General features: G+C 63.5%; 26 protein-coding genes. 12 read left to right on the top strand and 14 right to left on the bottom strand.

Annotated features, from left to right (window positions below; genetic code table 11):
- Positions 1 to 16: 16 nt before the first annotated feature.
- The 6 genes from AWB65_RS14920 to AWB65_RS14895 all read right to left on the bottom strand — a co-directional run bounded on the left by AWB65_RS14920 (position 17) and on the right by AWB65_RS14895 (position 4,662).
- The gene (locus AWB65_RS14920) at positions 17 to 391 is read right to left on the bottom strand and encodes a CpaD family pilus assembly lipoprotein (protein ID WP_087667890.1); all 375 of its coding nucleotides are present in this window, start codon (positions 389 to 391) and stop codon (positions 17 to 19) included.
- Positions 392 to 401: 10 nt separating this feature from the next.
- Positions 402 to 1,964 (bottom strand): type II and III secretion system protein family protein, encoded by a 1,563-nt coding sequence (locus AWB65_RS14915; protein WP_445344293.1) that lies wholly within the window; start codon positions 1,962 to 1,964, stop codon positions 402 to 404.
- A 36-nt stretch (positions 1,965 to 2,000) separates the two neighbouring features.
- Positions 2,001 to 2,960 carry a Flp pilus assembly protein CpaB gene (gene cpaB, locus AWB65_RS14910; protein WP_087667889.1) on the bottom strand — a complete coding sequence of 320 codons (960 nt, stop codon included), beginning with the start codon at positions 2,958 to 2,960 and terminating at the stop codon, positions 2,001 to 2,003.
- A gap of 12 nt (positions 2,961 to 2,972) precedes the next feature.
- Positions 2,973 to 3,482 (bottom strand): A24 family peptidase, encoded by a 510-nt coding sequence (locus AWB65_RS14905; protein ID WP_087667888.1) that lies wholly within the window; start codon positions 3,480 to 3,482, stop codon positions 2,973 to 2,975.
- A gap of 75 nt (positions 3,483 to 3,557) precedes the next feature.
- On the bottom strand, positions 3,558 to 3,743 hold the full coding sequence (locus AWB65_RS14900; RefSeq protein WP_087657378.1) for a Flp family type IVb pilin: 186 nt from the start codon (positions 3,741 to 3,743) through the stop codon (positions 3,558 to 3,560).
- 493 nt (positions 3,744 to 4,236) lie between these two features.
- The gene (locus AWB65_RS14895) at positions 4,237 to 4,662 is read right to left on the bottom strand and encodes a low affinity iron permease family protein (protein WP_087667887.1); all 426 of its coding nucleotides are present in this window, start codon (positions 4,660 to 4,662) and stop codon (positions 4,237 to 4,239) included.
- 15 nt (positions 4,663 to 4,677) lie between these two features.
- Between AWB65_RS14895 and AWB65_RS14890 the strand changes: the two genes are divergently transcribed.
- Complete coding sequence (locus AWB65_RS14890) at positions 4,678 to 5,277, top strand: DNA-3-methyladenine glycosylase (RefSeq protein WP_087667886.1); 600 nt, start codon at positions 4,678 to 4,680, stop codon at positions 5,275 to 5,277.
- Here AWB65_RS14890 and AWB65_RS14885 read toward each other — a convergent pair.
- The 4 genes from AWB65_RS14885 to AWB65_RS14870 are packed head-to-tail and all read right to left on the bottom strand — an operon-like array spanning position 5,274 to position 9,900.
- Positions 5,274 to 6,476, bottom strand: coding sequence for an ABC transporter substrate-binding protein (locus AWB65_RS14885; protein WP_087667885.1), 1,203 nt, complete (start codon positions 6,474 to 6,476; stop codon positions 5,274 to 5,276). The genes AWB65_RS14890 and AWB65_RS14885 overlap by 4 nt on opposite strands.
- 48 nt (positions 6,477 to 6,524) lie before the next feature.
- The gene (locus AWB65_RS14880) at positions 6,525 to 7,244 is read right to left on the bottom strand and encodes an ABC transporter ATP-binding protein (RefSeq protein ID WP_087667884.1); all 720 of its coding nucleotides are present in this window, start codon (positions 7,242 to 7,244) and stop codon (positions 6,525 to 6,527) included.
- Entirely contained in the window at positions 7,241 to 8,026 is a 786-nt protein-coding gene (locus tag AWB65_RS14875) for an ABC transporter ATP-binding protein (RefSeq protein ID WP_087667883.1), read from the bottom strand. Before AWB65_RS14875 ends, AWB65_RS14880 begins: the two co-directional genes overlap by 4 nt.
- Positions 8,023 to 9,900 carry an ABC transporter permease gene (locus AWB65_RS14870; protein WP_087667882.1) on the bottom strand — a complete coding sequence of 626 codons (1,878 nt, stop codon included), beginning with the start codon at positions 9,898 to 9,900 and terminating at the stop codon, positions 8,023 to 8,025. The genes AWB65_RS14875 and AWB65_RS14870 overlap by 4 nt, the downstream gene beginning before the upstream one ends.
- Before the next feature lie 582 nt (positions 9,901 to 10,482).
- Between AWB65_RS14870 and AWB65_RS14860 the strand changes: the two genes are divergently transcribed.
- The 7 genes from AWB65_RS14860 (at position 10,483) to folE (ending at position 16,664) form a co-directional block, all read left to right on the top strand.
- Complete coding sequence (locus AWB65_RS14860; RefSeq protein ID WP_087667881.1) at positions 10,483 to 11,220, top strand: gamma-glutamyl-gamma-aminobutyrate hydrolase family protein; 738 nt, start codon at positions 10,483 to 10,485, stop codon at positions 11,218 to 11,220.
- A 4-nt stretch (positions 11,221 to 11,224) separates the two neighbouring features.
- A complete protein-coding gene (locus AWB65_RS14855; RefSeq protein WP_087667880.1) occupies positions 11,225 to 12,559 on the top strand; it encodes a glutamine synthetase family protein in 1,335 nt (444 codons plus the stop codon).
- Between the two features lie 17 nt (positions 12,560 to 12,576).
- Complete coding sequence (locus AWB65_RS14850) at positions 12,577 to 14,019, top strand: aspartate aminotransferase family protein (RefSeq protein WP_087667879.1); 1,443 nt, start codon at positions 12,577 to 12,579, stop codon at positions 14,017 to 14,019.
- Between the two features lie 729 nt (positions 14,020 to 14,748).
- A complete protein-coding gene (locus AWB65_RS14845; protein ID WP_087667878.1) occupies positions 14,749 to 15,171 on the top strand; it encodes a YybH family protein in 423 nt (140 codons plus the stop codon).
- Between the two features lie 14 nt (positions 15,172 to 15,185).
- The gene (locus AWB65_RS14840; RefSeq protein WP_087667877.1) at positions 15,186 to 15,617 is read left to right on the top strand and encodes a VOC family protein; all 432 of its coding nucleotides are present in this window, start codon (positions 15,186 to 15,188) and stop codon (positions 15,615 to 15,617) included.
- Between the two features lie 125 nt (positions 15,618 to 15,742).
- On the top strand, positions 15,743 to 15,946 hold the full coding sequence (locus AWB65_RS14835) for a hypothetical protein (protein ID WP_087667876.1): 204 nt from the start codon (positions 15,743 to 15,745) through the stop codon (positions 15,944 to 15,946).
- Between the two features lie 67 nt (positions 15,947 to 16,013).
- Positions 16,014 to 16,664, top strand: coding sequence for a GTP cyclohydrolase I FolE (gene folE / locus AWB65_RS14830; protein WP_087667875.1), 651 nt, complete (start codon positions 16,014 to 16,016; stop codon positions 16,662 to 16,664).
- A 1-nt stretch (position 16,665) separates the two neighbouring features.
- Here folE and epsC read toward each other — a convergent pair whose 3' ends face one another.
- A complete protein-coding gene (gene epsC, locus AWB65_RS14825; protein ID WP_087667874.1) occupies positions 16,666 to 17,634 on the bottom strand; it encodes a serine O-acetyltransferase EpsC in 969 nt (322 codons plus the stop codon).
- Positions 17,635 to 17,796: 162 nt separating this feature from the next.
- A complete protein-coding gene (locus tag AWB65_RS14820; protein ID WP_087667873.1) occupies positions 17,797 to 18,030 on the bottom strand; it encodes a hypothetical protein in 234 nt (77 codons plus the stop codon).
- Positions 18,031 to 18,299: 269 nt separating this feature from the next.
- Here AWB65_RS14820 and AWB65_RS14815 point away from each other — a divergent pair, with 269 nt between their 5' ends.
- On the top strand, positions 18,300 to 18,911 hold the full coding sequence (locus AWB65_RS14815; RefSeq protein WP_087667872.1) for a DUF3005 domain-containing protein: 612 nt from the start codon (positions 18,300 to 18,302) through the stop codon (positions 18,909 to 18,911).
- A gap of 64 nt (positions 18,912 to 18,975) precedes the next feature.
- Here the strand turns inward: AWB65_RS14815 and AWB65_RS36665 are convergent, their stop codons facing one another.
- Positions 18,976 to 19,128 carry a hypothetical protein gene (locus tag AWB65_RS36665; protein ID WP_200821723.1) on the bottom strand — a complete coding sequence of 51 codons (153 nt, stop codon included), beginning with the start codon at positions 19,126 to 19,128 and terminating at the stop codon, positions 18,976 to 18,978.
- A 147-nt stretch (positions 19,129 to 19,275) separates the two neighbouring features.
- On the opposite strand from AWB65_RS36665, the gene AWB65_RS14805 reads away from it, so the two are divergent.
- From AWB65_RS14805 to AWB65_RS14795, 3 genes are all read left to right on the top strand, one after another.
- Positions 19,276 to 19,734 carry a hypothetical protein gene (locus AWB65_RS14805; protein WP_200821722.1) on the top strand — a complete coding sequence of 153 codons (459 nt, stop codon included), beginning with the start codon at positions 19,276 to 19,278 and terminating at the stop codon, positions 19,732 to 19,734.
- A gap of 102 nt (positions 19,735 to 19,836) precedes the next feature.
- Positions 19,837 to 20,436, top strand: coding sequence for a short chain dehydrogenase (locus tag AWB65_RS14800; protein ID WP_087667870.1), 600 nt, complete (start codon positions 19,837 to 19,839; stop codon positions 20,434 to 20,436).
- Positions 20,437 to 20,478: 42 nt separating this feature from the next.
- The gene (locus AWB65_RS14795; protein ID WP_087667869.1) at positions 20,479 to 20,898 is read left to right on the top strand and encodes a GNAT family N-acetyltransferase; all 420 of its coding nucleotides are present in this window, start codon (positions 20,479 to 20,481) and stop codon (positions 20,896 to 20,898) included.
- Positions 20,899 to 20,905: 7 nt separating this feature from the next.
- On the opposite strand, the gene AWB65_RS14790 is transcribed toward AWB65_RS14795, so the two are convergent.
- Positions 20,906 to 21,226: a YnfA family protein gene (locus tag AWB65_RS14790; protein WP_087667868.1), complete on the bottom strand. Its 321-nt coding sequence runs from the start codon at positions 21,224 to 21,226 to the stop codon at positions 20,906 to 20,908.
- Positions 21,227 to 21,311 lie beyond the last annotated feature (85 nt).

Below are 21,311 nucleotides of genomic sequence, written 5' to 3'. Positions count from 1 at the left end.
CTTCGAATGTGGCGCGTTACTTGGAATCGCGCGACGTCGTGGCGTCGAGCGGAATCACGCGACCCAGTTCATAACGGCGCACTGCGCTCGCTGCGACGGCGGCATCGGCCGGGCCGAGCGTTTGCGGCTTCACGATGTCCTCGGGGTGCGCCAGTTGCGCCGCGAGATTCGTGTAAGTCGCGCAGCCCCATTGCATGCTCGGGCGGCGAATGCCGCCGTCCGTCAAAAGCGAAGGTTGCGCCAGGCTCGCGCAGTCGGGCGGCACGGCTCCGTGGCCGTCGTAGCTGATGACCGTCTCGTTGGGCATGCCGCGCGGCGGCTTGAAGCAGCCGCTCGCACCAGCCGCGAACGCGCAGGCGAGAAGAAGCGAAAGAAGTCTCGTATGGTTCATGGCTGGGCGCTCAATAGACATATCCGGCCGCGCCGACGAGACGCGGTTGACCAGCAGCCGGCGGTTCGTCGCCGGAGCGGTGCGTGAAGCTGTATTCAACGTCGCTGCTCGGTGAAGTCAGCGACTCGAGCGGCGTGCGCAGTTTCGCGGGATCGGTCGGCTCGACGAGGTACGGCGTCACCATGATCACGAGTTCGGTCTTGTTGTTCTGGTAGTTCGACGACGAGAACAGCTTGCCCAGCACCGGAATCGACCCGACGCCCGGCACCTGCGAAATGATGTCGGTCGTGTTGCTCTGCAAAAGGCCGCCGATCGCGAAGCTCTGGCCGCTCGCGAGTTCCACCGTCGTATCCGCCCGGCGCACCGAGAGACCCGGCACCGTGATGCCGCCTGTCGTCACGCTCACGGACGTATCGATCTGGCTCACTTCCGGACGCACCTTCAGGCTGATCCGGTGTTCGCTGAGAACGGTCGGCGTGAAGTCGAGCTTGACGCCGAACTGCTTGAACTCGACGGAAATCGCGCCGTTCGTCTGCGAGACCGGGATCGGGAATTCGCCGCCAGCGAGAAAGCTCGCTGTCTGGCCCGACAGCGCAACGAGATTCGGCTCGGCGAGCACGGTCAGCAAGCCTTCCTGGTTCAGCGCATCGACGAGCGCGCGGATATCGACGTTGCCCGTCTTGAACGCGCCGAACATCGAATAGGCGTTGTTGGTCGGCAGGTTCACCGGATAGGTCACGCCGCCAGCACCGTTCGCGAGCGGCTGGTTCAGGTTGTAGATCGGGCGGCCGCTGAAGAGACCACCGTAGAAATTGCCGACCGCGCTGCCCATCGCCTGCCAGTTGATGCCGAGTTGCTGCGTGACGTTGCGGTCCACTTCCGTGATCCGCACGCGCAATTGCACTTGCAGCGGCCGGTCGATCGTCATGCGGTTGATCAGCGTTTCCTTCTCGGCGAGATAGGGTGTGACGGCCTGCACGACGGCGTCGGCATCGGAGGAGTTGCTCACCTGGCCCGTCAGCAGCAGCGAGCCCTGCCCCGTGGTCAACTGCACGTTCAGGTTCGGAAAGCGCGACGAGATCATGTTGCGCACCGCGATCATGTCGCGCGAAACCACGACCGTGCGTTGCAGTAGCGTGCGGTTGTTCGCGCCGAGCACATAGACCGTCGTCATGCCGGTCTTCTTGCCGAGGACGAACACCGCTCTCGGCGACGGGGCCTGCACGTCCGCGATGCTCGGATCGGCGACGAAGACCGAGGTCGCGTCTTCACTCAGGTTCAGCATCGTGCCCTTGCCGGCATCGAGGGAAAGCGGACCCTGCATGCTGGCGGGCAGCGGCGGCGGGTTGACCATACCGCTCGAAGACGCCCTGGGCGCCTGCGTCGGCACGCGCACCTGCGCCATCTGTATGGGCGGCTCGGGATGATAGGCCGGCATGCTATCCAACGAAGGAAGGCCGATGGCGGCGGGCTGTGCCGCGAGCGCCGCGGCGCCGGGCATCAGCGCCGCGCACGCCAAAGCGAGCGCGATGCGCGCGGCTTCGGTGCGGCTCGAACTGGACTGCGTTTTCATGACTTTCTTGTCCTGGCGATATGAGTCGGCATGGGCTCAGCGCTGCGAAGCGACGGTCGGCAGCGGCGGCGCGCCATCCGCGGCACCGGTCACCTGCGCGCCAGCCCCGTCGGCTTTCTCGGAGCCGCGATAGATGACCACCGTGCGCGGCACGGGCGGCGGTGCGTTGTTCGTGCTGGCGCTGGCCTTGTGCGAGCGCGGCAGGTCACGCACTGCGCGCGAAATATCGCCGGCCCAGATCGGCGAGCGTTCCGACGACGAAGCCGCCGTGACAGCCGCAGCCGCCGGATCGCGCGTGACCGTCGCGAAACTGCGCAGCGCGAGCGACAAGCTGCCAAGGCGCGCGGCCACAGCGACCACTTCGCCCATGCGCGGCGTCACTTCGAGCGTCACGGTGCGAGCGCGACTGCCGGTTTCGGGCGCGTCGGTGGCGTTGTTCTTCGGGCGCTTGATCTCCGAGCCGACCGCGAGAACGCGTACATGCTCGACCACCGTTTCACTGGATACCGCCATGTCCGGCGAATCCGTGCGACGGTCCATTTGCTGCGTGAGCAGGAGGTCGACGTAGTCGCCCGGCTGAATGAGGCCCGCGTTGCCGGAGACGTCGTCCACCGCCACCGATACCGCGCGCATCTCGGGCTTGAGCGTTGCCGCAAGGAAGCCAGGGGCGCTCGGCAGGATCACGTCGTCGGCGACGAGCACCGCACCGCTTGCCACCGGATGGCGCAGCAGCGCGCCTTTCAGGTCGGGTGCGTTGGGTGCGCCGGAGATGATCGCGTTAGGCGGAATCTGTGCGGCGGGCACTTGCTTCCAGACGAGGTCTTCGTCGCGCAAGAGCAGGCCCTGCGGAAGATCGGCGGCGCTGACCTGCACTTTCTCCGTCGTGACGGCGGGCGGTCCGGACGGACGCGTCGCGCTCGCGATGACCACGCGCACGATCAGCGCGATCAGGATCGCTCCGACGAGGAGCACGGCAAACTTGATGATGTTGGACATAGGGACGCCGTCCTATCGCGTCAGAAGCAAAGGCAGAAGTGCGGGCAGCACGATGACGAGACCGCCGCCAAGCGCAAGCGCCACGCCGTAAGGCACGCCGCGCGCGCCGGAGAACATCGCGAGCGCGCGCATCGGCTGCGAGCGCTGCGACGGATCCATGTTCCGCGTGGCAAGACTGACCAGGGACACAAGCGTCCCGATCACCGAAATCAGGGTTAAGGCAGCCAGCGAAAGACCCAAGCCTGCCCACAGAAAAATGACGGAGGCGAGCTTCGCATCGCCGCCGCCCAGCATCCGGGCCGCGAACAGCGCGGCGCAGATCAGAAAGACGCCGAGCGCGAGCAGCAGATGCGCGAGGACGTCATCGACGGACATGCCTTGCAACAGCGCATCCGCGAAAAATAGAGCACCGATCGTGAGGACGATGTTCGTGGGCAAGCGCCGCGAACGAACGTCGATGACGGCGAGCCAAAGCAGCACGCACAGTACGACGAGGCGAATGGCAAGCGACAGGATCTGCACGATGGTTACGTTGTGAGTTCGGGGGAAACTAGGGGAGAGCCGGCCAGACAGCGTCCGGACTCCCGACACGTCAGATCAGTTCGCGTTGTTCTGCGAGGTCGTGACCTTGGTGAACAGCGTGCTGAACATCGTGCCGATGCTCGTCTTGAACGTGGCTGCCATGCCGCCGAGAGCGATCACGACGATGCCTGCCAGGACGGCATATTCCATGGCGCTGACGCCGCGTTCGTCGCGGACAAACGCTTTGAAAAGCTTGCGCATTTTTGAAAATCCTTTTACGAGAAGGTAGGTGTGGACCCGATCCAAAACTGAATCGAGTACGCCAATCCTAGCGACTCTTAAAAGAAATAGTCTTGCCATTTGAGGCACAAACTGGCCTCAATTCCCGCGTTTGATTTGCCGCGTTAAAACCGCTAATCGGCAGAAACCGGGAAAACTTTAGGGAGTAGAAATTTGCTTTTTCGCCTTTTGCCGGCAAAACCGCAAAGGCCCGCCGGGCGCAGTGTTTTGCGCCAAACGTTTGCGGCTGACCAAGCTCCGGCAAGGGTTTTGGCGAAATTAGCGCCGCGTTTTGTCCTGATTTTTTTTGCGGCGCTTTTAGCCCGGTTCATTTTGCAGCGTTAAAGCCGCTTTAAACCGTCCGTCCATGTTTCGTACGGTATTTCCACATTTTATCCCGTAAACACCCGCCACTGGCAAGTGCAATTTCGCGGTTTGATTGAAGTTATCGTAAATGCCGCCGATAAACCCCCGGCTATTTTCTTTCCCGTCGATCCACGGAGGGAAGGTCGATTTCCCGGCTCGCGTCGCGCAAGTCGTCGCGGGCGTCTCTCGCGAGCTTTTCGTAGCGCTCGCGAAACCGTGCGAGATCCTTTTCGTCGAGTTCTTCGAGATCGAGCAGCGCGTTATGCGCCTTGTCGATCGCGCGGATCAGTTCGTCGAGCTTGATCTGCATCGCGGCGGTATCGCGGTTCTGCGTGTTCTGGATGAGGAAGACCATCAGGAACGTCACGATGGTCGTCGACGTATTGATGACGAGCTGCCACGTATCGCTGAAGTGAAAGAGCGGCCCGGAGATCGCCCAGACGATCACGAGACCCACCGCGATCACGAACGTCGAGGCGTGGCCGGCTACCTGCGCGAGCTTGTTCGAGAACTTGAGGAACCACGAGCTTTTCATGTCCGTTTCTCCGCGATGATCGAGTGGGCGAGCCCGGCTAGAATAAGGCCTGTGACCTCTCCAATCGATTTTTCCGCTCCTTCCGAACATGTTGCGCGCGTGTTGATCGGCGCCGTGGTGACGCTCGACGGCGTCGGCGGACGTATCGTCGAAACCGAGGCGTACGATCGCGAGGACCCGGCCTCGCACACCTTCTCCGGACCCACGCCGCGCAACGCGGTCATGTTCGGGCCGCCCGCGCACGTGTACGTGTATCGCTCCTACGGCATCCACTGGTGCCTGAACTTCGTGTGCCGCGAGGCCGGCCACGGCGCCGGGGTGCTGATCCGCGCGATCGAGCCGCTGCACGGTATCGACGTGATGCGCGAACGGCGCGGGCTCGAACCGCTCAAGCTGCTGTGCTCGGGGCCGGGGCGTTTGGCTCAGGCGCTCGGCATCACGCATCGAAACAACGGGATGTCGCTGCTCGAGCCGCCGTTTAACGTCGAAGCGGCGAGTGGCGAGATCGCGATCGTGACCGGCCCGCGTATCGGTATAACCAAGGCGATGGACGTGCCGTGGCGCTTCGGGCTCGCCGGGTCGAAGTATGTCAGCAAGCCGTTTCCGAAGGCTTAATCGGCCGGACGCAGCTTCTTCACTTCGTCGTCGGACGGCTGCACGCTCGCGCCATCGATGTAACGATACGACGTCATCACGCCCTTTCCGTCTTTCAGCGCCGTCACGCCGACATACGCGCCCATCGTCGATTGATTGTCTTGAGGCCGGTAGGTGATCGGCCCGAACGGTGAATCGACGGCGAGGCCCTTGAACGCCGCGGCGAGCTTGTCCGAATCGGCCGAGCCTGCCTTCTTCAAGCCGTTAGCAAGCGACATCATCGCCGTATAGCCGACCACCGACCCGAGCCGCGGATAGTCGTGATACTTCGCGCGATAGTCGGCAACGAATTTCTTGTTGGCCGGCGTATCGATCGAATACCACGGATAGCCCGTCACGATCCAGCCCGTGGGCGCCTCGGCGCCGAGCGGATCGAGGTAGTCGGGCTCACCCGTCAGCAACGACACGACCGCGCGATCCTTGAAGAGCCCGCGCGTGTTGCCTTCGCGCACGAACTTGCCGAGGTCGGCGCTGAAGAGCACGTTGAAGATCGCATCGGGCTTCGCATCGGCGAGCGCCTGCGCGACGGCGCCCGCATCGACGTTGCCGAGCGGGGTCGCCTGCTCGTTCACGAACTCGACGTCCGGTTGCGCCGACTTCAAAAGCCGCTTGAACGTGGCGACCGCCGATTGCCCGTACTCGTAATTCGGATACACGAGCGCCCAGCGCTTCTTCTTGAGCTTCGCGGCCTCGGGCACGAGCATGGCGACCTGCATGTAGGTGGATGGCCGCAGACGATACGTGTACTTGTTGCCGTCCTGCCAGACGATCTTGTCGGTAAGCGGCTCGGCGGCAAGGAAGAAGATGCGCCGCTGCTTCGCGTAGTCGGTCAGCGCGAGGCCCGTGTTCGACAGATAGCCGCCGAACAGCAGCTTCACCTGCTCGCGCGCGACGAGTTCCTGCGCGACGCGGATCGTATCGCCCGGGTTGCCGTTGTCATCGCGCGAGACGACTTCAAGCTGATTGCCGTTGACGCCGCCCGCCGCGTTGATCTGATCGAGCGCGAGGTTCCAGCCGTTCTTGTACGGCACGAGAAACGCCGGCTGCGCCTTGTAGCTGTTGATCTCGCCGATTTTGATCGTCTCGGCCCGTGCGCCGAATGCCGCACACGAGGCCGTCGCGATGACCGTCAGCCGAAGAAGCGTTGCCGCGCGCATCATGGAAATCTCTCCGTTGAATGTTCGGTTAAAACGTGATTGTGCCAGCGCTCATACGCTCAGGTAATCGCGCCGCAGCGCTTCGTCGCACGTGAGTTCGTCCATCGTGCCGGAAAAGCGCACTTGTCCTTTTTCCAGCACGTAGGCGCGATCGCTGACGAGTTCGGCGAAATGCAGATTCTGCTCGGACAGCAGGATCGACAGCCCCTCGCGCTTCAGTTCGAGAATCATGTTCGCCATCTGCTCGACGATCACCGGCGCCACGCCCTCCGACGGTTCATCGAGCAGCACGAGATGCGGATTGCCCATCAATGTGCGCGAGACGGTGAGCATCTGCTGCTCACCGCCGCTCATGCGGCTCGCGAGACGCTCACGCATCTCGCCGAGATTCGGGAACAGGCGAAAGAGCTTCTCGGGCGTCCACACAGGCGCACCTTCGCGCGGCGGCTGGCGGCCGGTGTCGAGGTTCTCCATCACGGTGAGGTCGCCGAACACGCGCCGGTCCTCCGGCACGAAGCCGAGCCCGAGCCGCGCGATGCGATACGGCTGCCATCCGCCGATCTCGTGACCCCTGAAGGCGACCGTGCCCGACGTGCGGGGCATGAGGCCCATGACGGCTTTCATCGTCGTCGATTTGCCCGCGCCGTTGCGGCCCATCAGCGCCACGACTTCGCCGCGCCCCACTTCGAGGCCGACGTCGAACAGCACCTGCGCGCGGCCATAGAACGCATTGAGGCTCGAGACGGCGAGCATCGGTTGATCGCCGCTCATCGCCTGACTCCGCCCGCGAAGGTCGCGCGCGGCGTGAACGACTTGCCGGTGCCGAGATACACCTCCTGCACGTGCGCGTGGTTGCGGACGGTCTCGGCGTCGCCTTGTGCAATCAGCTTGCCGCGCGCAAGCACAATGAGTTTGTCGGCGTATTCAAACACCACGTCCATGCTGTGTTCGGTGAAAAGCACGCCTATGTCGCGCTCCTTCACGAGTTGCTTCGTCAGTGCCATCAGGTCGTTGCGCTCGTTCGGCGCCATGCCGGCAGTGGGTTCGTCCATCAGCAGCAGCTTCGGCTGGTTCGCGAGCGCGATCGCCAACTCGACACGCTTAACGTCGCCGTACGCGAGGACGCCGCATGCACGCCGCGCGTGTCCCGCCATGCCCACCTGTTCGAGCAGCGCCATCGCTTCATCCGTATGCGATGCCGACGCCGGTTTCCACAAGCCGAGCAAATGTTTATCGCGCGATGCAAGTGCAATCTGCACGTTCTCGATGACGGTCATCGAATTGAACGTGGCCGCGATCTGGAACGTGCGTCCGACGCCGAGCCGCCAGATGTCGCGCGGACGCATGCCGGCGATTTCCTGATTATTGAAGCGGATCGATCCCGAGGTCGGCTTCAACTGGCCGTTGACCATGTTGAAGCAGGTCGACTTGCCCGCGCCGTTCGGACCGATCAGCGCGACGAGCCGTCCTGCGGGGACTTCGAACGTGACGCCATCGACGGCCTTGAAGCCATCGAACGATTTGGAGAGGTTGCCGACGCGCAGCAGCATCACTCGGCCTCCGCGAATCGTTCGCGCACGAAGCCGACGATGCCCTGCGGGAACGCGATCACGAGCAGCAGGATCGCGGCGCCGAGGAGCGCCTGCCAGTAGTCGGTCTGACGCGCGACCGTGTCTTCGAGCCACGTGAACACCGCTGCGCCGACGATCGGCCCGGCAAGCGTCTGCACGCCACCCAGCAGCACCATCACGAGGCCGTCGACGGAGCGCCCGACGCTGATCACGTCCGGCGAGATGTTGCCCTTCGAGAATGCATAGAGCGAACCCGCGAGGCCGCAGAAAATCGACGCGATCACGAACGCGGTCCACTGGATGCGCTGCACGTCGATGCCGATGGCCTCGGCACGCAGTGGCGAATCGCGCGAGGCGCGCATCGCGTGGCCGAGCGGCGTGAAGAGCATGCGTCGCAGTAACCATACGCCGGCCACGACGAAGATCAACGTCACATAGTAATACGCGATGGACGAACTCAGCCAGGGCGAAGGCCACAGACCGAGGATGCCATTGCTGCCGCCCGTCACCGCGTCCCACTGGAACACGACCGACCACACGATCTGCGCGAACGCGAGCGTGAGCATCGCGAGATAGACGCCCGAGAGCCGCACGCAGAACCAGCCGAACACGATTGCACCGAGCGCGGCGAGCAGCGGGCCGAACACAAGCGCGAGCTCCATCGGCCACGAGAACACTTTGAGGAAGAGCGCCGCGCCGTATGCGCCGAGCCCGAAATACGCCGCATGCCCGAACGAATGCATGCCGCCCGGCCCCATGATGAAGTGCAGGCTCGTGGCGAACAGCACGGCGATCATGATCTCGACGAGCAGTACGGGCAGATACGGAAACTGTCCGGCCAGAAGCGGCGCGAGCGCGAGCAGCAGCACGACGATCGCAGCGCCCCGCTTCAGGCGCTTGCTTGCCGGACGCAACGGCGTTTCAGCGGCGCCCATCGCACGCACGGCGGTTTGCGCGCGTCCGAAAAGGCCCCACGGCCGCACGACGAGCACGATCGCCATCACGACGAACTCCGCGACGAGCGTAAACTTGCTCAGCGAAAAGTCGATGCCGAACACCGACACATGTCCAATGCCGATCAGCAAAGCCTTGATCTCCGCGATCAGCAGCGCCGCAACGAACGCGCCCGGAATCGACCCCATCCCGCCGACCACGACGACCACAAACGCGTTACCGATCGTATCGAGATCGAGCGAGGGATTCGCCGACATGCGCGGCACCTGCAACGCGCCGCCCAGCCCCGCGAGAAACGCGCCCGCGAAGAACACGCTGGTGAAGAGCCACGCCTGATTGATGCCGAGCGCGCCGAGCATCTCGCGGTCGCTCGTCGCCGCCCGCACGAGCGTGCCCCAGCGCGTGCGCGTGAGCGCATACCAGAGCGCCCCGAGCACGAGCGGACCGATGACGTTCAGCACGACGTTGTACGCGGGCAGTTGATGGCCGAGCAATTCAACGGCGCCCGCGAGATGAGGCGCACGCGGCCCGAAGAGATCCTGCGGCCCCCAGATATAGAGCGCGGCGTCGCGCAAGATCAGCACGAGCGCGAACGTCGCGAGCAGATGGAACAACTCGGGCGCCTGATAGATCCGCCGCAGGACAACCATCTCGACCAACGCACCGAGCACCGCGATCATCAACGCTGCCGCCACCACCGAAAGCCAGAAGCCGCCCACGGTCGCGCCGAAGCGGTTCGCGAGGCTGCACGCGACATACATGCCGAGCATGTAGAACGAGCCATGCGCGAAGTTGACGATGCGGGTCACGCCGAAGATCAGCGAGAGGCCCGACGCGACGAGAAAGAGCGCGCAGGCATCGGCGAGTCCGTTGACGAGTTGTATGGCCAGGTTGGAAAGCATCGGCTCTGTGGCGATTGGCGAAAGAGGCGTAATTATCGATGAAATGCTTCGTGCGGTGTCGCGGTTGCCGAATAAGCGTCACAGGCTGCTGGAAAAAACGTATTGACGATGATATTGGCTCGTATATCCTGAATGACAGGGAATCGTCAGCCTGAACTGTGACACCACCCTGCACCCTCAACATCCGAGTGAAATCGTGAGAGTCCGAAGCCCGTTGGTCATATGGAGCAGAAGCCAGTACGCGGGCCATCCCCGTGCTGAATGCTCCATCATCGGTCGCTGCGGCAAGCTACTCGATCGCCGCTTCCAGTCCGCCTTCACCATCCTGTCGCGCCGCTCCGTGCGACGCCACAACTCCGTCGCCGCACGCGCGTTCATCGCGGTTCATTGCGTCGGCGTGTCGTCGCTGCTGCCGTAGCGCCTCTTTAAGCCTCACCTTTCCCTTCGTCGTTCGATTCGTTTATCGCGCTTGAGCGTGCGCTTCGTCGCGTCTGCTCGACGCTGACGATCGATCGTTATTTCCAGCGGTCTTGCCAAGCGCAAAGGCCGCGGGCGAAGTGCTGCCCGCTTATTAACGCTGTTATGAGAACACTACCTGTCATCGGCATCAGCGCCGATCGAACGATGATCGGCGCCCATCCCTCGCACGTCGCGGGAGAAAAGTACATCACGGCGATCGTCGACGGCGCGAAGGCACTCGCCTTCGTGCTGCCCGCGCTCGGCGAAAAGCAACCTGTGGACGATGTGCTCGCGGCCGTCGATGGCCTGCTCTTCACCGGCAGCCATTCGAACGTCGAGCCGCATCGTTATGGCGCTGCTGCGAGCGCTCCTGGCACGTCGCATGATCCCGCACGCGATTCCACCACGCTGCCGCTGATGCGCGCAGCAATCGAGCGCGGCGTGCCTGTCCTAGCGATTTGCCGGGGCTTTCAGGAGATGAACGTCGTGTTCGGCGGCACGCTGAATCAGGATGTTCATGAAGCGCATCGCGAGCGCAAGGACGATCCGCTCGACGTGCAATACGGCCCGTCGCATCCGGTCGAAATCAGCGCGGGCGGCATGCTGCACCGTTTGAGCGGCCTGCGCGAAGCACGCGTGAATTCGCTGCACGCGCAAGGCATCGACCGCCTGGGCGACGGTCTCGAAGTCGAGGCCGTCGCGCCCGACGGCGTCATCGAAGCGATCAGCGTCAAGCACGCGAAGAGCTTCGCGCTCGCGCTGCAATGGCACCCCGAATGGAAACACGCTGACGACCCGCTCTCGCGCGCCATCTTCCGCGCCTTCGGCGACGCATGTCGCACCACTTCAACCCAAGGATGAAGCCATGCAACACATCGACGAGTTTCTGAAGAAGCATCGAATCACCGAGATCGAGGCGATCATCCCCGACATGGCCGGCACTGCGCGCGGCAAGATCATTCCGCGCAGCAAGTTCGAATCGGGCGAGTCGATGCGGCTGCCGCAAGCCGTGATGATCCAGACCGTCACCGGCGACTATCCCGCCGACGGCAGCTTCACCGGCGTCACCGATCCCGACATGGTCTGCGTGCCCGATCCATCGACGATTCGCCTGATCCCGTGGGCCGTCGATCCGACCGCGCAGGTGATTCACGACTGCGTGCACTTCGACGGCACGCCCGTCGCGATCTCGCCGCGCCGCGTGCTGCGCCAGGTTCTGGAGAAGTACGCAGCGAAGGGCTGGAAGCCGGTCGTCGCGCCCGAACTGGAGTTCTTTCTCGTCGACATGAACAAGGACCCGGACCTGCCGCTGCAGCCGCCGATCGGCAGAACGGGGCGGCCCGAAACGGGACGTCAAGCGTATTCGATCGAAGCCGTCAACGAGTTCGATCCGTTGTTCGAAGACATCTACGAGTATTGCGACGTGCAGGAACTCGAAGTCGATACGCTGATCCACGAAGTGGGCGCGGCGCAGATGGAGATCAACTTCCTGCATGGCGATCCGCTCAATCTCGCCGACCGCGTGTTTCTCTTCAAGCGCACGGTGCGCGAGGCGGCGCTGCGCCACAAGATGTACGCGACGTTCATGGCGAAGCCAATGGAAAACGAACCGGGCTCGGCGATGCACGTGCACCAGAGCCTCGTCGATGCCGAGAGCGGGCGCAATCTCTTCACCGGCCGCGACGGCGAAGCAACGGCGCTCTTTCACGGCTATATCGCGGGGCTGCAGAAATACACACCCGCGCTGATGCCAATCTTCGCGCCGTACATCAATTCGTATCGGCGGCTGTCGCGCTTCATGGCTGCGCCGATCAACGTGCAATGGGGCTACGACAACCGCACCGTCGGCTTTCGCATTCCGCATTCGGCGCCAGCCGCGCGGCGTATCGAGAACCGCATTCCGGGCGTCGACTGCAATCCGTACCTCGCGATTGCGGCGACGCTTGCGGCGGGCTATCTCGGCATGACGCAGCATCTCGAACCGACAGAACCGCTCGCGAGCGACGGCTACGCGCTCGCGTATCAGTTGCCGCGCAATCTGGAAGAAGGGCTCACTTTGATGGGCGCGTGCGAGCCGCTTGCAGAGATGCTCGGCGAGAAGTTCGTGCGCGCGTATCTCGCGCTGAAGGAAACCGAGTTCGAAGCGTTCTTTCGCGTGATCAGTTCGTGGGAACGCAAGCATTTGCTATTGCACGTCTAAGGCACCAGGGGACCAACATGAACGACAGAATCGCTCTGAAGCCGGCACGCACCACCGCCGAATACCGCGCGCTCGATGCCGCGCATCACATCCATCCGTTCTCCGATATGGGCGCGCTCAATCGCGCGGGCAGTCGCGTGATCGTGAGGGCCGAGGGCGTGTATCTGTGGGACTCGGACGGCAACCGCATGATCGACGGCATGGCGGGGCTATGGTGCGTAAACGTGGGCTACGGCCGCCGCGAACTGGCCGATGCCGCGTATCGTCAGATGCAGGAACTGCCCTTCTACAACACGTTCTTCAAGACCACACACCCGCCTGTCATCGAACTATCGGCGCTGCTCGCCGAACTCACGCCCGCGCCGTTCAATCACTTCTTTTATTGCAACAGCGGTTCCGAAGGCAACGATACGATGCTGCGTATCGTGCATCGCTACTGGGCCGCGCTCGGCCAGCCGCAGAAGAAAATCGTGATCTCGCGCAGGAACGGCTATCACGGTTCGACGATCGCGGGCGGCACGCTTGGCGGCATGGACTACATGCACGAGCAGATGCCGTCGCCGGTGCCGAACATCGTCCATATCGATCAGCCGTACTGGTTCGGCGAAGGCGGCGATATGACGCCGGACGAGTTCGGTCTCGCGCGCGCACGTCAGCTTGAAGCGACGATCCTCGAAGCGGGTGCGGAGAACGTGGCGGCGTTCGTCGGCGAGCCGTTCCAGGGCGCGGGCGGCGTAATCTTTCCGCCGCGCACGTACTGGCCGGAGATACAACGCATCTGCCGCAAGTACGACGTGCTGCTCGCCGCCGACGAAGTCATCGGAGGATTCGGGCGCACCGGCGAATGGTTCGCGCATCAGCACTTCGGCTTCGAACCGGACCTCATTACGCTAGCGAAGGGGCTCACGAGCGGCTACGTGCCGATGGGCGCGGTGGGCCTGCATGATCGTGTGGCGCGGGTGATCATCGAGAACGGCGAGTTCAATCACGGACTCACGTATTCGGGGCATCCGGTCGCGGCGGCGGTGGCGGTCGCGAATCTCACGCTGCTGCGCGACGAAGGGATCATCGAACGCGTGAAGCGCGACACCGGACCGTATTTTCAAAAGCGTTTGCGCGAGACGTTCGGGGCGCATCCGATCGTCGGCGAAATCAGCGGTGCCGGGCTGGTCGCGGGCATCCAGCTTGCCGAAGAGCCGCGCACGAGGAAGCGTTTCGCGAACGGCGGCGAGATCGGGACGCTGTGCCGCGACTTCTGCTTCAACGGCAACCTCGTGATGCGCGCAACCGGCGACCGTATGCTGCTCTCACCGCCGCTCGTCATATCGCATACGGAAATCGACGAGATCATGGAGAAGGCGAAGACCGCGATTGATTCGACGGCGCGCCACCTCGGGTTGGGTTTCGCTGGCGCTTGGGGGTGGCGGTGGGGTGGGGGTTGGGGGTTCAACACCGTTTGATGCACCAGGGCTTCAATGGACTTTCGTTCTTATCGGTCTATTAGCTCTGCCCCTGTCCGGGGCGGGACTCACTTTCTTTGCTGCTGCAAAGAAAGTAAGCAAAGAAAGCAGCTTCCACCCGCCAGTCCTTGCCCCATACCTCCAGACCACTCGCTCGGAGTGGTCCGACCGGGGGAGTGTCGTCAGCGCGGTTTTGTCGTTGTTGGCACGAAGAAGCGGGCGCGCACGTCGCGAAGCCACTCAGAGTGGAACAGCAGTCATTCATCCGTCCTGGCACTACGTGCCCGACGACAGGTATGCTAGTGGCGGGGCTTCGATGCGCGGTTGGCAAGCGCAAGCACGCCATTGGTTTGAGTCTCGCCTCTCGGGTGAGCGCTTTGCGCGAGGCCGGATGAATGATTGCTGATCCACTCCCTGTCGCTGTGCGAGATGCGCGCCCGCTTCTTCGTGCCAACAACGACGAAACCGCGCTGACGACACTCCCCCGGTCGGACCACTCCGAGGGAGTGGTCTGGAGGTATGAGGCAAGGATAGGCGGGTGGAAGCTGCTTTCTTTGCTTACTTTCTTTGCAGCAGCAAAGAAAGTAAGTCCCGCCCCGGACAGGGGCAGAGCTAATAGACCGATAAGAACGAAAGTCCATTGAAGCCCTGGTGCATCAAACGGTGTTGAACCCCCAACCCCCACCCCACCGCCACCCCCAAGCGCCAGCGAAACCCGGAGGTCCAATCATGACCAAGTCAAATGCACCAGAGAGCGACGAAGCGCGCATCCGCGAAATCATCGAGGAATGGCGGCAGGCAGTCGTCGCGAAAGACGTGAACTTGCTGATGCGACACTATGCAAGCGATGTCGTCGTGTTCGATATCGTGCCGCCTGCGTCCTTCACCGGAACGGAGCGCTATCGCGAGCACTGGCAGGGCTGGTTCGATTCGATGAAAGGACCGTTCTCGTTCGAAATGCCCGACGTGAAAGTGGCCGCGAGCGGCGACGTCGCCTTCGCGCATAGCGTGAACCGCGTGGTCGTCGGCGAGCAGGACAATCTGACGCGCGGCACCGCGTGTTTTCGCAGGATCGACGGCGAATGGCGCGTGGTGCACGAACACGTATCGATGCCGCTCAATATAGACATGGACCCCGACGACCATTCATAACCCAAGGAGTAGACATGCTGGTACAACCCTATCTGTTCTTCGAAGGCCGTTGCGAGGAAGCGCTCGCGTTCTACACGGAAAAGCTCGGCGCGCAGCCGGCGATGATGATGCGCTACAAGGAAGGCCCGCCGGAGAACAACGCCTGCAACACCCGCCCCGAGATGGCGGAGAAGATCATGCACGCGTCGTTCCGTGTCGGCGACTCGGTGATCATGGCCTCCGACGGCATGTGCTCCGGCAAGCCGAATTTCCAGGGCGTGTCGCTGTCGCTGACCGTGGCGGACATCGAAAAGGCGGAGCAGTGCTTCAACGCGCTTGCCGATGGCGGACAGGTACAACTGCCGCTCACGCAGACGTTTTTCGCCAAGCGCTTCGGCATGGTCGCGGACAAGTTCGGCCTGTCGTGGATGGTGCTCGGCGGCATGGAAGACCACGGCCCGCAGTAAGCGCTACGCGAACACACTGTCACGCTCAAGCGTTGGCGCGCTTCGTGCATAAGAATGCGCGAAGCCAACCCCCTTGGAACGCCGCTTGCGCGCGTGTCAAATGTCCTCATCAAAGGAGACACGACATGAGCAACTACGCCGGACGTTCACAGGAAGACCGCATCGCCCAGCGCAAGGGCCAGAAGCAGAAGGCCGAGGAGCAGCCAGGCGGTTCGATGGCGCAGGAAGGCACGCAGCCGGACAAGGACCACAGCAGCGGCAAGCTGACCGAAGAAGGAAAGGAAGCCTGGCGTACGGGCTCGGGCATCGACGGCGGCGGAAAGACCTGACAGGCCTGTCGGAATCTCGAAACATGGAACAATGGCCCTCTTCAACCAAGAGGAACAGGAGTCTTCGATGAGCGTCTCGGGCAAAACCACCCCTTCCGCTTCGGACATGCCGGCGGGCTCCGCCGATCGTCCCAGCCGCGAAGAAGCCGAAGCCGCCGTGCGCGTCTTGCTGCGCTGGGCCGGCGACGATCCGCGCCGCGAAGGTCTGCGCGATACGCCGGCGCGCGTCATCCGCGCGTATGAGGAATTCTTCCGGGGCTACGAGCAGGACCCGCGCGAGATCCTCCAGCGCACTTTCTCGGAGGTCCAGGGATACGACGAGATGATCGTCCTCAAGGACATCCGCTTCGAAAGCTACTGCGAGCATCACATGGTGCCGATCATCGGGCGCGCGCACGTCGCGTATCTGCCGAGCAAGCGCGTCGTCGGCATTTCGAAGTTGGCGCGGCTCGTCGATGCCTTCGCCAAGCGCCTGCAGATCCAGGAAAAAATGACCGCGCAAATCGCCGATACGCTCGATGAAGTATTGCAGCCGCTCGGCGTCGGCGTGATTCTGGAGGCTGCGCATCAGTGCATGTCGACGCGCGGCGTTCACAAGGCGGGCGCGTCGATGGTCACGTCGCGCATGCTCGGCGCCTTCCGCGACGATCCTTCGACACGCCGCGAATTCCTCGCGATCGTCGGCAATCAGAACGCCTACAGCGTCTCGAACACCTGAGTCAGGCGCCGTAGCTGTGGTGCCCGTTGTCCGGCGGCTCGGCGCCCGCGCCTTCGCGCACCTTCCCCTGTGACACATTGCTCCCCGGCGGCACACTGTGCGTAAGCCACACGTTGCCGCCGATCACCGAACCGCGCCCGATCGTCACGCGGCCGAGAATCGTCGCGCCCGCGTAGATCACGACGTCGTCCTCGACGATCGGATGGCGCGCGTTGCCCTTCACGAGCGTGCCGTCGCTGCTCGACGGAAAACTCTTCGCGCCGAGCGTGACCGCCTGATACACACGCACCCGCTCGCCGATGATCGCTGTCTCGCCGATCACCACGCCCGTACCGTGATCGATGAAAAAGCTCGGGCCGATGGTCGCGCCCGGATGGATGTCGATGCCGGTCGCCGAGTGCGCGATCTCGTTGATGAAGCGCGCCAGGAGCGGCACGCCCAAGCGATGCAGCGCATGCGCGAGCCGGTGATGCGTCATCGCCCAGACGCCCGGATAGCACAGAAGAATCTCCGTAATGTGCTGCGCGGCCGGGTCGCCGGTGAACGCGGCCTGGATGTCGGAGACGAGCAGCGCGCGGATCGCAGGCAACTGCGTGCCGAACTCGCGCGCGATATCGAACGCGTGATTGCTCAACTCGGCGTCGCTCGAGTCCCGGTACTGGGGCAGAAAGCGCAGCGCGCGGCGCATCTGCTCGTGCAGCAGACGCAGCGTGCTTTCAAGCGTCTGGCCCACGTAGTAGTCGACGCTTTCGTCGGTCAGATCGGGCGCGCCGTAGTGCGTCGGAAAGAGCGCCGAGCGCAGGCCGTTGACGATCCGCACGATCGCCTCGCGCGACGGCAATTCACGAATGCCGAGCGGATGGCGCGTGCGATGCAAGTCCTCGCGCGATGCCCTGAGGCCGGCGACGATTTCGGCCAGTCCCCACTCGCGGGACGGATCGTTGGGAGGCGATGGCAGTTTGTTCGGCATGGTGGCGATAGACGGAAAAGGACGGTTCGCCTGGAGCGGCGCGTTGAAAACAGTGTCCCAAGATTAACCGTTTTTTGCGGATCGCTGTGACAGCGCCGGTTTCGCAGCAGCTTATGCGGCGCGCTTCGCGCAGGCTTGCGCTGAGCTTTCGGAGATACGCGTTCAGACGGTGATGTTGCTCGCATCGATCCATCGGACGGCCCAGTCGCGCGCGTGGGCAATCGCTTCGTCCGGGTTGCGAAAGCGCAGTTCCGACGGAAAGAAGCGGTTCGCCACGAGTTCGCCATCGCTCGATCGCGATATCACGACGTAGGGCTGAAAGCTGCCATCTCCGGCCCGGGCGGGCGCACAATTGAGCAGATAGCCGCGATGTGAAAAAGCAGCATCTTGTTGCATGAGTCACCTGTGTGAAAGTGCCCTGCTAATTCGATTTCGCAGCGCTCGTGCACAGTGGCAAAGCCCGTTGGCCAATGATGAATCGTGGGACTTGAGCGCTGGCAGGTCCAAATCATACTCTGTAGAAAACGTGCCTTGGGTTGAAAAACGTTCGTGATTTCTGGTGGTAATCTGAAGGTTCGCTCCGACAAGGCTCACGGGTCCGTCGCTAAAAAGCCGGAACGAGTCTTGCAAGCGCATCCCCTTGTTTGGCTGAACAGGAGCGCATCATGAGCAACGCAAAGAACGACGAAACGCAGGACAAGCAGGTGCAACGTGCAGCCGATAGCCCGATCAAGAAGCCCGAGACCGAGACGGCCCACGTCAAGGTCCAGGATGCAGCGAAGGCGGCGAGCGGGCAGGAAGCGGGGCTTGGGCAGGCGAGCGGCGAGCGGTCGACAAAGCCTGCGGCTGCCGCTGATACGAAGGCGGCATTCCATCATCCAGTCGGGCTAGACGTGCTCAACGACGGCTCGCTAGACGACACCGTCGACACCGACGGCAAGAACCGCGATGCGAAGCGCGAGATGGAGATGCGCGAGCGCGAACCCGACGCCATCGTCACGACGAATGCGACGCTCGTGAACTTCGTCGGCGAGATGGGCGACGGCCTCGGCGGCTTCGACAGCCGTCCCGCGCGCAACGGCCTCTTGCTCGCGCTGGAGCGCGGCTATCTGATGATCGACAAGGGTATGGTCGAGCCGCCCGTTCGCGAGATCGAAGAGAAGTTGCGCTTCCAGGGACGCGATCCGCACGGACACACGCTGCGCGGGCGCAAGCACTACGCGCTCAATCACATGCGGCCGTCGCGGCTGATCGAGTTGCAGCGGCGGGAGAAATAGCTTCTCCGCCTGATCAAAGCATAGGGGCCGTATAGTTTGCGGCCCCTCTTCTATGGCAAATTCACTACGCCTTCTTGCCCTTCTCATCCTCGCTTTCGATGCGTGTCACGCCGCCCGTCGCGGGCGGATCGCTTGCCGGGAAACTGTCCTCGACGGCCTTGTCCACGTCCTCTTCGTCGCGTTCGGAATGCGGGTTTTGCTCTTTCGTGTCGATCATCGCGGGCTCCTTTGCCGTTTCGTCCATCGACCTGAGCAAAACCTGAGCAACCGCCGTTCCACCGGGCGCCCGGAGCAGGCACGAGTTGTGCGATCGCCCTCCCGGATTCCAAAAATTATCGGGCCGACCAACCTTGGGGAGCAGGACATGAGTGCTGTGAACGCGTATTCTCGCGACGCCGTCAGTGCCATCGAAACCAATCGTGCAGCGGCGTGGACCGCGCGCCTCCTGCGCGGCGAGCGCCACGCCGCCGCGCTCACGGGCCTCGCGCTCGCTTACGCGCTGTCATGGGCGGAACTAGGTCTGTCGCTCCTGATCGGCCTTCCCGCCGATGCCGCCGGCGGTCATCCGTTCGCGGCATCGGTCGTGGCGCGCGTGCTGGTCGGCGTGCTTTATCTGTGCGTCGCGGCGCGCCTGCAGTGGGCGCGCTGGGTGACGGTCGCGCTGGGATTCGCGTCGGTGGTGCTCGTCGCGCCGACGCTCGCGCTCCAGTGGCAGGTCTTTCCCGCAGCCGCTGTTGTGTCCGGGCTGGCGGTCGTGTGCAAGCTGAGTGCGTCGTTGTTCCTTCTGGCTCCGGCAGCTCGCGCAGTAGCCCAGCCAGTCTGACGATTCAAAACCGCTGGTTGGCAAAGCTCCAATGAGACGCGGCTTTGTTTCCCCGCGCCGCCCGCGCACAATGGCTCATTCCCTTTCGAGTGAGCCAAAGCCATGAAAATCGCTGTGATCGGTGCAACCGGCACCGTCGGCCGGGCCGTGTTCGCGGAACTTGCCAAGCGCCATGAGGCAGTCGAAATCGGCGCGACGCGCGGCGCGCATCGCGTGGATCTGACCGACGTCGACAGCATCCGCCGCCTGTTTGATTCCATCGGCCGCGTCGACGCGATCGTCGCCGCGGCCGGCCACGTCCACTTCGGCCCGCTCGTCGAGATGACGCCCGCGCAGTTCCGCCGCGGTCTCGACGACAAGCTGATGGGCCAGGTCAACCTCGTCCTCACCGCGCGCGACTACCTGAACGACGGCGGCTCGTTCACACTGACGAGCGGCATCGTCGGCGCGGAGGTGATTCTCCAGGGCGCGAGCGCGGCCGCCGTGAACGGCGCAATCGAAGGCTTCGTGCGGGGAGCGGCGATCGAACTGCCGCGTGGACTGCGCATCAACGCCGTCAGCCCGACGATGCTCGAAGAAGCGGCCGAAAGCTTCGGCCCGTACTTCCGGGGCTTCGAACCGGCGCCGGGCGCGCGCGTCGCGCTGGCGTACAGCCGCAGCGTCGAAGGCGCGGAGACCGGACGCGTGTACAAGGTGCATTGACCTCGCTTATGCTCGAACCCGGTTGAAACCGGGAGCGCATCGATGCAATGGACGAAGGACGATTACCGCGTGACGACGAACGTCGACGAATTCCAGTTCGACGTCATCCACCGCTATCTGAGCGAAGTCGCGTACTGGTCGCCGGGCATTGCGCGCGCGAAGGTCGAGCGCGCGGCGCGGCGATCGCTTGCGTTCGGCCTCTTCGAGCGCGACGCGCAGATTGGCTACGCGCGCATGATCACCGATGCCACGACCTTCGCCTATCTCGCCGACGTCTTCGTGCTGCCCGGGCATCAGGGCAAGGGACTCGGCACGTGGCTGATGGCGTGCATCCTCTCGCACGACGATTTGCAGGATCTGCGGCGCATGATGCTCGTCACCTCCGACGCGCACGGCCTCTACGCGAAATTCGGCTTCACCGCGCCGGTCAACCCCGAGCGCATCATGGAACGCAAACCCTGACGCGCCTTCACCCGCGTGGCTGGAACGCGATCACACCCATGCCGGCAAGCGCGATCGCCGCGCCCGCCAAGTCCCATGCGGTCGGCCGAATGCGATCGACCGCCCAGAGCCAGCCAATCGCCACGCCGATATACACGCCGCCATACGCCGCATAGACGCGCCCGGCGGCGGTCGCATGAAGCGTCAGCAGCCAGGCGAACAGCGCGAGCGCGAGCGCGCCGGGCACGAGCAGCCACGGCGAGCCGCCCGCCTTCAGCCATCGATACGGAAAATAGCAGCCGGCGATCTCGGCGATCGCCGTCACGACGTAGAGCAAGAAGGTTTTCATAGGCGCACATTATCGTCCGTGGAAATCGTGCGCGGTTGCATCACAATAGCGCCTGCGCCTTCCCACCGAGTCCAATTGACCACTC

The sequence above is a fragment of the Caballeronia humi genome, from assembly GCF_001544475.1.
Classification (GTDB): domain Bacteria; phylum Pseudomonadota; class Gammaproteobacteria; order Burkholderiales; family Burkholderiaceae; genus Caballeronia; species Caballeronia humi.
The sequence above is the reverse complement of the archived record's forward strand: the minus strand, read 5'-3'. Positions and strand labels throughout refer to the sequence as shown.

Coding starts and splice junctions, on each gene's coding strand:
- AWB65_RS14920 (WP_087667890.1), bottom strand. CDS start 391: ATGAACCATACGAGACTTCTTTCGCTTCTTCTCGCCTGCGCGTTCGCG.
- AWB65_RS14915 (WP_445344293.1), bottom strand. CDS start 1,964: ATGAAAACGCAGTCCAGTTCGAGCCGCACCGAAGCCGCGCGCATCGCG.
- cpaB (WP_087667889.1), bottom strand. CDS start 2,960: ATGTCCAACATCATCAAGTTTGCCGTGCTCCTCGTCGGAGCGATCCTG.
- AWB65_RS14900 (WP_087657378.1), bottom strand. CDS start 3,743: ATGCGCAAGCTTTTCAAAGCGTTTGTCCGCGACGAACGCGGCGTCAGC.
- AWB65_RS14895 (WP_087667887.1), bottom strand. CDS start 4,662: ATGAAAAGCTCGTGGTTCCTCAAGTTCTCGAACAAGCTCGCGCAGGTA.
- AWB65_RS14890 (WP_087667886.1), top strand. CDS start 4,678: ATGATCGAGTGGGCGAGCCCGGCTAGAATAAGGCCTGTGACCTCTCCA.
- AWB65_RS14885 (WP_087667885.1), bottom strand. CDS start 6,476: ATGATGCGCGCGGCAACGCTTCTTCGGCTGACGGTCATCGCGACGGCC.
- AWB65_RS14880 (WP_087667884.1), bottom strand. CDS start 7,244: ATGAGCGGCGATCAACCGATGCTCGCCGTCTCGAGCCTCAATGCGTTC.
- AWB65_RS14870 (WP_087667882.1), bottom strand. CDS start 9,900: ATGCTTTCCAACCTGGCCATACAACTCGTCAACGGACTCGCCGATGCC.
- AWB65_RS14860 (WP_087667881.1), top strand. CDS start 10,483: ATGAGAACACTACCTGTCATCGGCATCAGCGCCGATCGAACGATGATC.
- AWB65_RS14855 (WP_087667880.1), top strand. CDS start 11,225: ATGCAACACATCGACGAGTTTCTGAAGAAGCATCGAATCACCGAGATC.
- AWB65_RS14850 (WP_087667879.1), top strand. CDS start 12,577: ATGAACGACAGAATCGCTCTGAAGCCGGCACGCACCACCGCCGAATAC.
- AWB65_RS14845 (WP_087667878.1), top strand. CDS start 14,749: ATGACCAAGTCAAATGCACCAGAGAGCGACGAAGCGCGCATCCGCGAA.
- AWB65_RS14840 (WP_087667877.1), top strand. CDS start 15,186: ATGCTGGTACAACCCTATCTGTTCTTCGAAGGCCGTTGCGAGGAAGCG.
- AWB65_RS14835 (WP_087667876.1), top strand. CDS start 15,743: ATGAGCAACTACGCCGGACGTTCACAGGAAGACCGCATCGCCCAGCGC.
- folE (WP_087667875.1), top strand. CDS start 16,014: ATGAGCGTCTCGGGCAAAACCACCCCTTCCGCTTCGGACATGCCGGCG.
- epsC (WP_087667874.1), bottom strand. CDS start 17,634: ATGCCGAACAAACTGCCATCGCCTCCCAACGATCCGTCCCGCGAGTGG.
- AWB65_RS14820 (WP_087667873.1), bottom strand. CDS start 18,030: ATGCAACAAGATGCTGCTTTTTCACATCGCGGCTATCTGCTCAATTGT.
- AWB65_RS14815 (WP_087667872.1), top strand. CDS start 18,300: ATGAGCAACGCAAAGAACGACGAAACGCAGGACAAGCAGGTGCAACGT.
- AWB65_RS36665 (WP_200821723.1), bottom strand. CDS start 19,128: ATGATCGACACGAAAGAGCAAAACCCGCATTCCGAACGCGACGAAGAG.
- AWB65_RS14805 (WP_200821722.1), top strand. CDS start 19,276: ATGAGTGCTGTGAACGCGTATTCTCGCGACGCCGTCAGTGCCATCGAA.
- AWB65_RS14800 (WP_087667870.1), top strand. CDS start 19,837: ATGAAAATCGCTGTGATCGGTGCAACCGGCACCGTCGGCCGGGCCGTG.
- AWB65_RS14795 (WP_087667869.1), top strand. CDS start 20,479: ATGCAATGGACGAAGGACGATTACCGCGTGACGACGAACGTCGACGAA.
- AWB65_RS14790 (WP_087667868.1), bottom strand. CDS start 21,226: ATGAAAACCTTCTTGCTCTACGTCGTGACGGCGATCGCCGAGATCGCC.